Below are 13214 nucleotides of genomic sequence, written 5' to 3'. Positions count from 1 at the left end.
TTCGAATTCGCGGGCCCTCCGCCCGCGTACCGGAGGAGCCTCCTCGGGCGGATGGGAAGCAATGAGAGCTTTATCCCCTTTATTGCTTATTAGTTGGAAATATCGAGAAATGTAGGGTTTTCGTCCCGCTGGATTGAGGTGACCGCGGGTCATTGGGCGAGACGAGGGAGCCGGTTCCCGCAGGGTATACATTGTCGCGCCGGGGCCCCGTCGGGATTAGACTTTGCGTAACTGTCCGCGACGGGGGATGGACATGGTGAAAGGCATGGTCGGCGCCGGGGTGGTGTTGGTGAGGGCGGGGCGGAGACATCCGTTTCGTGACCAGGTGCGGGCAACGGCGGAAAGAAAGTCAAGCCCTCGGGCCTGAATGGTTCACTTATTCACTCTGGTTTGCGACCCTTGTCCTATCCCCTGTAGGGAGTGGCGATGCGGCGGTTCGGTTCGGCGGCGGTGTTCGGAGGCCTCCTGTTGGCGGTCGCCGGGGTGGCGCCCGCCCTGGCTCACGAGCACCCCAGCGGGATCACCGACCTGGTGACCCCCGCGGTGGCCAGGATCGAGACCACGGCGCGCGTGGACATCACGCTCCTTGACCACATCGGCGAGCTGGTCCACGTGGAGCGTTCCTACGAGGTGCCGATCGGCAGCGGCACCGGCACGGTGATCAACCCCGACGGGGGCATGGTCACCCTCACCCGGGTGGTCAAGAACGACAGGGACGTCCGGATCTACGCCGCCAACAAGATCTTCGCCGAGCACCACAAGGTCAAGGTCCCCGCGGACTTCGAGCGGCACAAGCTCAAGGACGACCTGCTCGACCATCACCTGCAGGAGTGTTACCCGCCCAAGCAGCCCACCGCCACCTGCATCATCGACGTCACCACAGAGATCAGGGTCTTCCCCAACATCACTCCCGCCGACGAGGAGGGGTTCAAGGCCGAGATCGTCCGCGTCGGCGACAAACCCGACAGCCCGGCGGTGCTGAGGCCCGTCGGCCGCGCCGACGGGAGCGCGGGCCTGCCCACCGCCCCGCTCGCCGCCGAGGTGCCCGCCAAGGACGGCTCGCCGGTGGCGATCGCCGGGTTCACCGGTCGACCGGCCGCGAACCTGCCGGAGACCGTCGACATCGCCCACCTGCGGGCGGGGGGCGCCGGTGAGGGCGGCCGACAGTTCAAGGACCCGGAGAACAAGGTCAACGAGCCGGAGAAACTGGGCGCCCTGGTCGACAGGGGGCTGCTCGGCGGCCCGGTGATCGAGGACAAGAAGGGCGAGGTCGTCGGCCTGCTGCTCGGCGGCGGCAAGGACGCCCGGATGATCGGTGTCAGGGAGGTCACCAAGGCCCTGGCCGAGGCGGACGTCGCGCCCGCCCGCGGCCCGATCGACGCCGCCTTCGAGCAGGCGCTGACCCGCTTCCACACCCACTACTACGGTGACGCCGTCCCCGCCTTCCAGCGGGTGCTGGACCTCTACCCGGGCCACACCGTGGCCGCCGCGCACCTCAAGACGGCCCAGGCCAAGCGCGGCACCGCGGAGGACGAGGGCACCAAGAGGGCGGCGGCCTCCACCGACGCGCCCGGCGGCGCGCCGCTGTGGCCGTTCCTGGTCGGCGGCGGCCTGCTGGTGCTGGTGGTGCTGGCCACCGCGATCCTGCTCTGGCGCCGCAGGCTCTCCGACCACGAACCGGCACCGGAGCCGAGCCCGCCCGCCGACACCCTGCCCCCCATCCCGCCTCCCAGCGTGAACCCGCCGCCCGTGCAGGCGAGATCGGTCTTCGACGAGCAGGTCGACTCAACGATCGTGGTCGGCCGCTCCTTCCCCGCACTGCCCAAGATCTCCTCGACCTCGCCCGGCCAGCCGGTGCTGGTGGCGCGCGATCCGGGCTCCAGCACCGCTCCGGACCCCAGACCCGCCGAGACGACGGTGCAGAAGTACTGCACGGGCTGCGGGATGCGGCTGGGTCCCGCCCACAGTTTCTGCGGCTACTGCGGCCAGCCGGCCAAGACGTGATGTCAGCCAACGACAGGGCGCTGATCGGCCGGGAAGTGGCCGGTTACCAGATCGAGGACATCATCGGCAAGGGCGGCATGGCCGTGGTCTACCTCGCGGTCGATCCCAGGCTCAACCGCCGGGTGGCACTGAAGATCCTCAACCCGCTCCTCGGCGAGGACGAGCGGTTCCGTCAGCGCTTCGTGCTGGAGTCGCGCACCGTCGCGAGCATCGACCACCCCAACATCATCCCGATCTACGAGGCCGACACCGCCGACGACGGCACCCTCTACATCGCGATGCGCTACGTCAACGGCCCCGACCTGCGCAAGCTCTTCTACGACCGGGGCCCGATGCCGGTCAGCCAGGTCAACCGGACCTTCGCCCAGGTGGCCGCCGCGCTCGACACCGCGCACGCCCACGACCTGGTTCACCGCGATGTCAAGCCGGCCAACATCCTGATCGCCGCCCACACCGAGGGCGACCACGCCTACCTCACCGACTTCGGCATCACCAAGCACCGCACCTCGATCTCCGGGCTGACCCAGACCAACCAGTTCATCGGCACCCCCCGCTACATGTCGCCCGAGCAGATCAACAAGGAGCACATCGACGGCCGCTGCGACCAGTACGGCCTGGCCTGCGTGGTCTACGAGGCGCTGGCCGGGAGGTTGCCCTTCCAGCGCGACAACGAGATCGCCCTGCTCTGGGCACACCTCGCCGAGACCCCCACTCCGCTCACCACGCTCCGCCCCGAGCTGCCGCTTGAGGTCGACGGCGTCATGATGCGGGCCCTGGCCAAGTCACCCGAGCAGCGCTACGAGACCTGTGGCCAGTTCGTCGCCGAACTGCGTGACGCGATCAGCGGTGCCGGCCGGCCGTACCAGCTCACCCAGGCTCGCCCCGCCGCACCGACGGTGCCCACGGGGCGACCGGAGCCGAGCAGGCCCAGATCCGGTGGGAAGGGCATTCTCATCGGCGCGGCGGTGGCGATCACGGCGATCGTCGCGCTGGTGGCGATGCTCGCGACGTTCCTGCGCGGTGGCGACACCTGGGTGGCGTACCAGGGGTCGGCCGCGGTGCCGGTCGCCTTCCAGCACCCCGGCGCCTGGACCCTCCAACCGCACGCCGACGTGTTCGTGGTGGCCTCGCCGAGAGTGGAGCAGTTCCGGGCGCTGTTCGCCACGCCCGTCACCGCCGACTGGGCGACCGTGAACGAGATCATCAAGGACGACCCCCAGGACGCGGCCGGTCTCTACGCGCAGACGCTCGACACCCTCGACCCGCGCAGCAGTGCCAAACAGCTGCAGGAGACGATGCAGTCCTCGCTTCCCGGCACGGTCAGCGTCTTCTCCCAGGTCGTCCAGGTGAGCGTGGGCGGGCAGCCGGCCATCCGGCTGCAGGGGACGATCGCCGACCCGCAGCGCGGCGGCCAGCTCGAATTCACCGGCTGGGTCGTCGAGCGGCCGGACGAGCCGGCCCTCATCATCTATTTCTGCGCGTCCGGCAGGTGCGACAACGCGACCGCCAATCAGTTCGTGCGGAGTGTTTCATTCCCAATGTTCTGAACCGTTGACTTGCGTCCCACTTGTGATCGACTTGTCCGGGTGTTTTGTCCTATGGGCAAGACGGTCGTCAAGCTTTAGTCTCCCCGCATGGCGGTTCTCCTCTCCCCTTTTCGGCGCCTGCGCGCGGTGCCGAAGCCCGACTTGCTGATCGGCGTCGCGATCGTCGCCCTCGGCACGCTGGAGGCGTTCACCGTCGCCCCCGAGTACGGCGTGACCGAGACGACCGAGCTGTGGTGGGTCGGCCAGGCGCTCGTCACCGGCGTGCTCGTGTGGTTCCGGCGCCGGTCGCCGGTCGCCGTGTTCATCCTGATGATCATCGCTCAGTACGTCTGGTACCGGCAGGGGTACGAACACTGTCAGACCTGGCAGCTCGCCTCCCTGCTGATCGTCTTCCACACCGTCGGTGCCGAGCTCCCCTTCAGACCCGGGCTCGCCTGGGCCGTCACCGGCATCCTGGTGTTCGCCTCCGGTGCCGTCGACCACCGCCGGCTCCCCTTGGCGGAGGTCGTCTTCCTGATCGTCCTCTTCGGCGCCGCCTACCTCACCGGCCTCGCCCTGCATGCCCATGTCGCTCGGGCATACCGCCTGGCCGAGCAGGCCGTTCACCTGGAACGTGACAGGGAACGCGAGGCCGCCGAGGCCGTCGCGCGGGAGAGAGCGCGCATCGCCCGCGAGCTGCACGACGTGGTCGCCCACAGCGTCAGCATGATGGTCATGCGGGCCGGGGCGCTCCGCCGCTCGCGAGGCGGAGACGACGAGACACTGCTGGGCATCGAACGGATGGGGCGCGAGGCGGTCGAGGAACTGCGCGTCATGCTCGGTGCGCTGCGGATGCCCCTGAACGAGGGCATCCCGCAGCCCGGCCTGGACCTGCTGTCCGGAACCGTGGACTCGCTCGTCTCCTCCGGGCTGCGGGTCACCCTCGACGTACGGGGGGAGGTGGTGAGGCTGGCATCCGGGCTGGATCTGTCGGTCTACCGCATCGCCCAGGAGGCCCTCACCAACGCGGTCAAGCACGCCGGAGAGTCCGAGATCCGGATCATGCTCTCCTACCACCGGGACTCCGTGGAGGTGGAGGTCACGAACGGGAGCGGGAACGGCGAGACGTTCTCCGCGCTGTCGACGGGCAACGGCCTCGTCGGCATGCGTGAGCGCGTCGCGCTCTTCGGCGGCACCTTCGAAGCCGGCCCGCGTCCAGAAGGCGGCTTCCGCGTCCACGCGTCCCTACCGACCTCGCTGGAGGTGCCGGCCGGTGAGCCGATCGCATGAGTGGAACCGGCCGTATGAGCCGGTTGACCGACCGAACCATGAACCAGGCGCCGATCCGCCTGGCAAGAAGGAGAAGAAGTGAGCATCCGTATCGTGATCGCCGACGACCAGGCGATGGTCCGCGCCGGGTTGAAACTCGTCGTGGAGAGTGAGCCCGACATGGAGGTGGTCGGTGAGGCCCCCGACGGGGTCGAGGCCATCGCCGTGGTCCGCCGTACCAAGCCCGACATCGTGCTGATGGACATCTCGATGCCCCGTATGGACGGCCTCACCGCCGCCAAGCAGCTCCTGGGACAGCCGGAATCGCCGAAGATCATCATGCTGACCACCTTCGACACCGACGAGAACCTCTACACCGCGCTCCGCGCGGGGACCAGCGGGTTCCTGCTCAAGGTCTCGCCGCCCGAGCAACTGGTGGACGCCATCCGTGTCGTCATCGCCGGGGACGCCCTGCTCGACCCGGCCGTCACCACCCGGGTCATCGCCTCCTTCGCGGGCCGCCATGATCCCGCGCCCCCGCCGCAGCTGGCCGACCTCACCCCGCGCGAGCTGGAGGTGTTGCGCTCCCTGGCCCGTGGCCTGACCAACTCTGAGATCGCGGGGAAGCTCTTTGTCGGTGAGGCCACGGTCAAGACCCATGTGGCACGGGTATTGATGAAGCTCCATCTGCGGGACCGCGCTCAGGCGGTGGTGTTCGCGTACGAGTCGGGCGTGGTGCGGCCGGGGGCGGCGGTCGGGTAGTAGGAGATCCACTCCTCGCGGCTCATCCGGATCATCTTGACGCCGAGCCGGCCCAGCGCGACCGCGGCGGCGGCCCACATCGGAACGGTCACCGGACCGTACGGGACCACCAGCGAGGCGAGATAGCTGACGCCGACGACGAGTGGCACCCACCAGTGTGCGAATCCCGCCCGCCAGACGCCGATCAGCAGGACGGGCAGGCCGAAGATGGCGAAGAACAGCCAGGGCATCTGGAACCCGAAGACGACGCCGGGCAGGTTCAGCATCTCGTCGAGGATCCGCTGCGCCTGCTCAGGGGTGTTCCGCTGCCCGAGCCACCACTCCACCGGGTCGGTCATGAGCAGGCCCGACAGGCTGATGTAGCCGAGGATGGTGAGCGAGCCGGCGATGTGGCCGAAGACCACCGCGCGGCGGCGCATCACGTGCAGCAGGCCGAAGACCGCGATGGCCATCAGCAGGTAGGCCCAGTGGTACATCACCGACTGGACCTGGGCGAGGGCGGGATTTTCCGCGAAACTGACCGCTTCGCGCTCGTCGCCCCAGGTGCCGGGATCGAGGATGACAGCGATGGCCTGGAGCAGCGGGGCGACGATCAGCAGTAGGCCTGATGTGACGCGCCGGAAGTCGGCTGAATCCTTGAACATGGTCTTTCTTCCTGTGGGGGGCCGCTTAGTTCAGGAAGTTAGGCGGCGGGCCCCCGCCGGGTCGTCCGTCGCCGGGCTGATCCGAGGTCCCTCTCACGGGGTAAGAAGTTCTCACCATGGGCCGGTGAAAGGTGTGAGAAGTGCGTCTCATAAGGTCTAGACCACAGTGTGTGGGCCGGCGATCAGAAAGATAAGTGATGTTGCACGAAAAACTGGACTCGATCTACGACAGTGTCCTGCGCCGCAACCCGGGTGAGATCGAGTTCCACCAGGCCGTTCGCGAGGTGTTGGAGAGCATCGGACCGGTCCTCGGCAAGCATCCCGAGTATGCCGAATCCAAGATCATTGAGCGGATCTGCGAGCCGGAGCGACAGATCATCTTCCGGGTGCCGTGGGAGGACGACCAGGGTGAGGTCCACATCAACCGTGGCTTCCGGGTCGAGTTCAACAGCGCGCTCGGGCCCTACAAGGGTGGACTGCGTTTTCACCCCTCGGTGTACCTGGGCATCGTCAAGTTTCTCGGCTTCGAGCAGATCTTCAAGAACGGGCTGACCGGCCTGCCGATCGGCGGAGGCAAGGGGGGCTCGGACTTCGACCCCAAGGGCCGCTCCCAGCGCGAGATCATGCGCTTCTGCCAGAGCTTCATGACCGAGCTCTACCGGCACATCGGTGAGTACACCGACGTCCCCGCCGGGGACATCGGCGTCGGCCAGCGCGAGGTCGGCTACCTGTTCGGCCAGTACAAGCGCATCACCAACCGGTACGAGTCCGCGGTGATCACCGGCAAGGGGCTCAGCTACGGCGGCGCCCAGGTCCGCACCGAGGCGACCGGGTATGGCTGCGCGTTCTTCGTCGACGAGATGCTGAAGGCACGCGGCACCTCCTTCGACGGCAAGCGCGTCGTCGTGTCCGGCTCGGGCAACGTCGCCGTCTACACGATCGAGAAGGTGCAGCAGCTCGGCGGCACGGTGATCGCCTGCTCCGACTCCTCGGGGTACGTCGTCGATGAGAAGGGCATCAACCTCGACCTGCTCAAGCAGGTCAAGCAGGTCGAGCACCTCCGGATGGACGCCTACGCCAAGCGGCACGGCGGCAACGTGTCCTTCGTGGCGGGGCGGAGCATCTGGGAGCTGCCGTGCGAGGTGGCGATGCCGTCCGCCACCCAGAACGAGATCACCGGCAAGGACGCCGAGGCTCTGGTACGCGGCGGGTGCATCGCGATCGGCGAGGGCGCCAACATGCCCACCACGCCCGAGGGCATCCGGGTCTTCCAGGAGGCGGGCGTCGCCTTCGGGCCGGGCAAGGCCGCCAACGCGGGCGGCGTGGCCACCAGCGCGCTGGAGATGCAGCAGAACGCCAGCCGTGACTCGTGGACCTTCGAGTTCTCCGAGCGCCGCCTTCAGGAGATCATGAAGGACATCCACGGCCGCTGCCTGAAGACCGCCGACGAGTACGGCATGCCGGGCAACTACGCGGCCGGCGCCAACATCGACGGCTTCAAGCGCGTCGCCGACGCGATGCTCTCCCTCGGCCTGATCTGAGCCCTGAACTGAGTCGTCTGCCGTGACCGCCAAAGGCGTCGGTCACCGGCACACCTTCCGTCGTGGCCCCGGACGCTGAGCCCGCTCCCCGCACACCGGGATGCCGGCCGCGTCCTGAGTGGACGTTCTCCAGCGGAACCGCACTCTGATCGCTGGATCCCCGGCAGGGCGCTCTACGCGGGGAAGAACCACTCCAGCGCGGTGCGGGATTTGCTGACGTAAGAGTTCTGGCCGGTTTCGAGGCCGTAGGCCAGGTCCTCCAAGAGGCTGCATCCGCCGTAGAAGAGGGCGCGCTCGCGTAGGGCGGTGAGGTCGCCGGGCCGGTAGCCGCCGAGGGCGGCTTCCAGAGCGGCGGGGCCGAGGTCGCGGTACAGCAGGCCGAAGTCGTAGGCCGGGTCGACGATCGCGGCGTCGCTCCAGTCGATGACGCCGGTCACCGCACCGGTGGCCGGGTCGACGAGCACGTGCTCGATTCCCAGGTCGTTGTGCGAGAAGACCGGGTCATAGCCACCGTCCGGGGGCGGGGTGTCCAGGAATGTCTGCACCGTCCGGCGGTGGGTCTCTGGGATCTCCTTAATGATCGTCGGGTAGATCTCCACTGCCTCGTCCAGCCATTCGGACAGCGGCGGGGCGTCCAGCTCCACCAGGCCGGCCAGCCGATCGAGGGGAACCGCGTGTAGCGCGGAGAGCAGGCCGCCGAGCGTGGCGGCGACCGACGGGCCATGGGACAGCCGCTCCGACGGGGGCAGGTCGAGCAGCGGCAGGCCCGGGAGCTTGAAGTAGGCCAGGCAGCCCTGCTCCGCGACGGTGAACCTCGGTTCGGGGACGGGTACCGGTGAGAAACCCGCGACACCGGTCAGGAGACGGGCCTCACGGTCCACGAGCATGGCACGCCGTACGGGATCGGCCTCCTGGCTGAAGCGCACGATCAACTCGCCGTTGACCTCGTACGCGAGGTTGTCCTGACCCTCGCCGAGCGGCGTGACGGTGTCGGCGCGGTAGCCGGGCAGGTGCGCGGCCACCGCGTCGCGGGCGGCCTGGGCGTGGTCGTGGCTCTGCATGCCGTGACCCTACCGATCACAGGGCCGGGCTGAAGCGGCTCGGATATATCAGGAAGTGGTTTTGGGACGCCATGACGACAAGGGTGATCTCTCGAATTGACGAGATCCCCTTGGCGGCACCGGGTGAATCTGGCCACCCGGCGTGCGAATCGCCAAACTGACTCCTACCTGTCCGATGCGGCCGCCCGCTTCTGTCGTCACCCGCGACGGCCTTTCGGCCTCGGAGGCGGTGGTGCTCTCAGCTCGCGCCGGGGACGGTGACGTTCTTCTCCTTGAAGCCGTAGCCGTTCTGGGTCGCATGCTGCTGCAGGCCGGTGAAGGAGTTCTTGGTGGCGTTGAGGTCGGCCTCGGTGGCGGTGCCGTTCTTCAGCTTGGAGGTCAGGTTGCTGAAGCTGGCGGTGACCGCCGTGACGCCCTTGCACAACGTCGGGTTGGCCAGGGCGAAGCGCTTGGCGACCTTCAGTTCGTGAACGGTGAAGAGACCGGCCACGGCCGCCTTCGCGAAGGTCCGCTTCCGCTTCTCCGCCCCTTCCTTGAAGCCCCCGCTCCGCAGCGGCCTGTAGATGTAGCGGTAGAAGGCTCCCAGCGCGAGGCCCGCGTGCAGTGCGAAGCGGGTCTTGGCGAACTTCTTGGCGTTGCCGGTGGCCGGGCAGTCGTTCGAGGGGTACTCCTGGTCGGCCTCCGCGCCCTGCGGGGCGCCTTCGGCGGCGGCGGGCGGCGCGGTCGTGGCCACCGCGGCTTCGGGCTTCAGGGCGGTCGGCCTGTCACCGCCGCAGCCACCCACCAGGGCCACGGCCAGCAGTACCGCTGCCGGGACGACAAGGGATCGGGTACTCCGTGCAAGCATTTTCCCCCCCGGAGAACTTCACGGTGTCGCGATTCGCACCTTTTCTCCCGGTTCTACCCTTTGTGGTGACTTCGATACGTTATGTGATCCTAGTAGCCCTCCGAGGCGTCTTGCGGGACGGGGTGAGGGCATGTTCGAGAGGTTCGTCATTGGTTGAGGGTCGCCAGGAACCGGCGCCAGCGCGATGAGGTTCGGGCGAGACGGCGCAGGGAGTCCGGGACCGTCGGCGGCGGGCGGTGGCCACTCACGTCGAGCTGCTTGAGGTCGGTGAGGTCGCCCAGCCATTCGGGAAGGTCGGTCAGCCGGTTGTGCCGCAGGTAGAGGTATTTGAGGCCGGTGAGGTTGCCCAGCGAGTCGGGAAGGCCGGTCAGCTCGTTGGAGCTCAGGGCAAGCAGGTAGAGGGCGCTGAGGTTGCCCAGGCACTCGGGGGCCTCGGTCAGCTGGTTGGTCCGCAAGGTGAAGCGCGTGAGGGCGGTGAGGTTGCCCAGCGAGTCGGGGATCTCGGTCAGCCGGTTGTCGTCCAGCCCGAGGTCATTGAGGGCGGTGAGGTTGCCCAGCGAGTCGGGAAGGCGGGTCAGCTGGTTGTTCCACGCATAGAGCCTGGTGAGGGCGGTGAGGTCGCCGATCGAATCGGGGAGGCGGGTCAGCCGGTTTTTGCTCAGCTGGAGATGGGTGAGGGCGGTGAGGTTGCCCAGCCAGTCGGGGATCTCGGTCAGCCGGTTGCCGTCCAGGCGGAGTTCGGTGAGGGTGGTGAGGTCGCCCAGCCAGCCGGGAAGGCCGGTCAGTTCGCCGTCCAGGCGGAGGTGGGTGAGGGGGGTGAGGTCGCCCAGCGACTCGGGGATCCCGGTGAGGTACAGGCGGAGCTCGCGCAACCCGGTCAGCTCGCGTAGCTGCTCGGGCACCGTTTCCAGCGGTATGTGACTCAGGTCGAGCGTGTCCGACTCGTTTCGCAGGCACTTGTTGATCCGCAGTACGGCGGCCCTTGGAAGCTTCTTGTCGTCCGTCATGCCTCCCCTTTCCGAGAGCGTCGGCCCCGGTGGCCGACGATCACGCTAGGCGGCGGTACTGGAGGCTGACTTGCGGATCATTGGCATCCCGCGGGCCACTTCCCAGGTCCGATGAGCGGACGTGGGGAATAGAGCAGAACGGAGCCGGGCGGCCCGTTGGCCCCACTCTCGGCCGTCGAGTGCTTCCCTTACTGAGGAGAATGCCGATTAACGACGCGGACGTTGTGAAAGGCGGTTCCGGCGGGATACCGTGAGTGCCGATCATGGCCCCTGGGGCGGCGAACGTGATGGGTCAGGATACTGTCCCGTTGGCCTCTGTTCGGTCATTGGCCGGGGTGCCGGCCTTCTTTCGAGGAAATGCGGCGGAATGTACTCGCGCCCAGCAGGTGATCCGGCCGTCGGGCCGCCTCCTGTCATCCGCCTCCGGGGCGAACCAGCCTTTCCTGACTTGGTGTAGAAACGTTTCCCAGGCGTCGAAGCCGAGCAGGACACCCGGTTGCCCGGGAGTGCTGATCCTGACCCCGTCGCGGGTCATGGTCACGATCACTCGCACGGGGGCGCCGCCTGGTCGATCGCGCACCACACGGTACGGCCGAGATCTCCCTGGTCACGGACTCTCCAGCGCCGCCGGGAGATCTCGTCGACGATGTCGAGGCCGCGCCCGCGCTCCTCGTCGGCCGGTACGCCTCCGGGCACTCGGGGCTCCCAGGAGCCGCCGCCCGGGTCCAGGACCTCCAGGCGGAGGGAGTCCGCCCGCCGGGTGAGCGTGAGCATTATCAGGTCGTCGGGACGCCTCCGTGCGGCGTGCAGAACCGCGTTCGTCACCAACTCGGACGTCGCCAGCCGCACGTTCTGGTACGCCGGATGGTCGGTACCGAGCTATTCCCGGACATACCCGCGGGCCTTTGCCGCGGACGCCGGATCGATTTTGAGGTACGCCTTCCCGAGGACCTCGGATTCGTCATCCGGGTATTCCTGCCAGAAGCCGCTCACCGGATTCATCAGATATCTCCAGCGTGGAGACCCCCGCCTCCAGGCGGGGGAGGAGACGCGGCGCGGTGCCGTGTTTCCGGGTGGGTGGTGTAGCCGTAGCCGTCGGCTCGTTGGAGCAGGCGGATGTGGCGGTGGCCGATGCCCTGCACGGTGCCGTGCCGGGTGGTGATGTTGAAACTGCCGGTGGTGCGGACCGCGACCCGTCCGGTGTGGACTCCGGCCTTTTTGCCGGTCGGGACGGTGGCGCGGACCAGGTCGCCGGTGGCGAACCCCTTGACGTGCTTGGTCCGGGGCAGTCGCAGCCGGGGGAAGCCGTAGCGGTCGGTGCGGGTGCGGCAGTAGGTGCCGCGCCCGGTCGCCTTGGCCACGAGCACGGTGGACGGCCAGGTGGTCACGGTGTCGAGCGAGCCGACGTGCAGCGCGTCCAATGTGTGGGACTTGGCGGCGCCGGTGCGGGAGCGGTTCCATTTGGTGCGCCCGCCGGAGGCGCCTGCCACGGGCAGGCCGGTGGCCTTCAGCGCCTGCCACAGTGCCCAGCGGGTGGTGTTGACGGCGGCGGCATCGCGCAGCGGCGCTTTCGCCTGCTTGAGGATTTTTGCGAGGAGTGCGGGTTTGTCCTTGAGGAACTCCTGCACGGGGGTGGCGTTCTTGGTCTGGTTGCAGCCGATGCAGGCCAGGGTGAGGTTGCTGATCCGGTCGGAGCCGCCCCGGCTGCGGGGGTGGATGTGGTCGAGGTTGAGCGGTACGCCGCTCGCGCCGCAGTAGGCGCACGCCCGCCCCCATTTGGCCAGCAGGTATTCGCGGACCTCGTACCCGGCGAGGGTGCCCTGCTGATACTCCGCGCCTTCGAGCGGCCGCCCCGCCGACAGGGCGTGGGTGTCGAAGGAGACCTTCTCCACGTGGACGGCGGTGACGGGCGCCCACCGGGTCAACCGCGCCACCCACGACATGGTGGTCTCGACGCGGTGGCGAAGCGACGGCGCGAGCCACCCCTGCGGTTTGGTGCGGTTGAGGAACCGGGGAGCGCGGTGGCGCAGGTTCCGGGAACGGCGGCCCCGGCGCAGTGCGGCCCGCGCGGCGAGCCTGTCACGGATCAGCGCACCTCGGTGGTCGAGCTGGATCGCATACCGCCCGGCCCGGCTCCCCTCATGGTCGGTGAACACCGCCAGGCCGGTATGCCTGGAGCCGGGGTCGATACCGACCTGCACGCCTGCCACGGTGGAATCGGCCACCGACCGGTCCTTGAGACGGATGACGAACGGAGTGTGACGGGCCACGACCGCCCGCCCGGTTGCCAGCAGGCGACGGGCACGGGCGGGGTGGCAGGGGTCGAGCGGGTGGCCGCGCTTGTCCAGGACGAACACGGCCGGGTGAACCTCACGGTTCGCTCCCTCCGGCGCCGAAGCGCCCTCGGGGTGACGCCGGTCCGGCGGTGCGGCCGAACCGATCTCCCCTCGCCCAGGTTCCATGCCAGTGCCCGGCGTCGCCGGGAGTCCGTGAGCCGTTTCGTGCCCACCCTCGGGCGTGTCTGCTCCCACGGATTCCAGAGCGGCAGGCTGA

At 68.4% G+C, this 13214-nt stretch carries 10 protein-coding genes and 1 pseudogene; 5 read left to right on the top strand and 6 right to left on the bottom strand.

Going from position 1 to position 13214, the window contains the following annotated elements:
- Nucleotides 1–426 precede the first annotated feature (426 nt).
- From ACFQVD_RS18245 to ACFQVD_RS18230, 4 genes are all read left to right on the top strand, one after another.
- Nucleotides 427–2004 carry a hypothetical protein gene (locus ACFQVD_RS18245; protein ID WP_343964015.1) on the top strand — a complete coding sequence of 526 codons (1578 nt, stop codon included), beginning with the start codon at nucleotides 427–429 and terminating at the stop codon, nucleotides 2002–2004.
- On the top strand, nucleotides 2004–3551 hold the full coding sequence (locus ACFQVD_RS18240) for a serine/threonine-protein kinase (RefSeq protein WP_343964013.1): 1548 nt from the start codon (nucleotides 2004–2006) through the stop codon (nucleotides 3549–3551). The genes ACFQVD_RS18245 and ACFQVD_RS18240 overlap by 1 nt, the downstream gene beginning before the upstream one ends.
- 87 nt (nucleotides 3552–3638) lie before the next feature.
- Nucleotides 3639–4820: a sensor histidine kinase gene (locus ACFQVD_RS18235; protein WP_343964011.1), complete on the top strand. Its 1182-nt coding sequence runs from the start codon at nucleotides 3639–3641 to the stop codon at nucleotides 4818–4820.
- Between the two features lie 78 nt (nucleotides 4821–4898).
- Nucleotides 4899–5561, top strand: coding sequence for a response regulator transcription factor (locus ACFQVD_RS18230; RefSeq protein WP_343964009.1), 663 nt, complete (start codon nucleotides 4899–4901; stop codon nucleotides 5559–5561).
- Here ACFQVD_RS18230 and ACFQVD_RS18225 read toward each other — a convergent pair.
- Nucleotides 5501–6205, bottom strand: coding sequence for a hypothetical protein (locus ACFQVD_RS18225; RefSeq protein ID WP_343964007.1), 705 nt, complete (start codon nucleotides 6203–6205; stop codon nucleotides 5501–5503). The genes ACFQVD_RS18230 and ACFQVD_RS18225 overlap by 61 nt on opposite strands.
- A gap of 197 nt (nucleotides 6206–6402) precedes the next feature.
- Between ACFQVD_RS18225 and gdhA the strand changes: the two genes are divergently transcribed.
- Nucleotides 6403–7746: an NADP-specific glutamate dehydrogenase gene (gene gdhA, locus ACFQVD_RS18220; RefSeq protein WP_343964006.1), complete on the top strand. Its 1344-nt coding sequence runs from the start codon at nucleotides 6403–6405 to the stop codon at nucleotides 7744–7746.
- Between the two features lie 173 nt (nucleotides 7747–7919).
- Here the strand turns inward: gdhA and ACFQVD_RS18215 are convergent, their stop codons facing one another.
- The 5 genes and pseudogenes from ACFQVD_RS18215 to iscB form a co-directional block, all read right to left on the bottom strand.
- Entirely contained in the window at nucleotides 7920–8807 is an 888-nt protein-coding gene (locus tag ACFQVD_RS18215; protein WP_343964005.1) for a phosphotransferase family protein, read from the bottom strand.
- A gap of 238 nt (nucleotides 8808–9045) precedes the next feature.
- Entirely contained in the window at nucleotides 9046–9654 is a 609-nt protein-coding gene (locus ACFQVD_RS18210; RefSeq protein ID WP_343964003.1) for a hypothetical protein, read from the bottom strand.
- Between the two features lie 146 nt (nucleotides 9655–9800).
- Complete coding sequence (locus tag ACFQVD_RS18205) at nucleotides 9801–10661, bottom strand: leucine-rich repeat domain-containing protein (protein ID WP_343964001.1); 861 nt, start codon at nucleotides 10659–10661, stop codon at nucleotides 9801–9803.
- 543 nt (nucleotides 10662–11204) lie between these two features.
- Nucleotides 11205–11519, bottom strand: a pseudogene (locus ACFQVD_RS18200) (ATP-binding protein); the annotation flags it as partial.
- A 143-nt stretch (nucleotides 11520–11662) separates the two neighbouring features.
- Complete coding sequence (gene iscB, locus ACFQVD_RS18195) at nucleotides 11663–13018, bottom strand: RNA-guided endonuclease IscB (protein ID WP_343963999.1); 1356 nt, start codon at nucleotides 13016–13018, stop codon at nucleotides 11663–11665.
- Nucleotides 13019–13214: the final 196 nt, after the last annotated feature.

It is taken from the genome of Streptosporangium amethystogenes subsp. fukuiense, from assembly GCF_042665875.1.
GTDB classification, from domain to species: Bacteria; Actinomycetota; Actinomycetes; order Streptosporangiales; family Streptosporangiaceae; genus Streptosporangium; species Streptosporangium fukuiense.
Note: the sequence above shows the minus strand (reverse complement) of the source record. Positions and strands in the feature narration are given on the sequence as shown.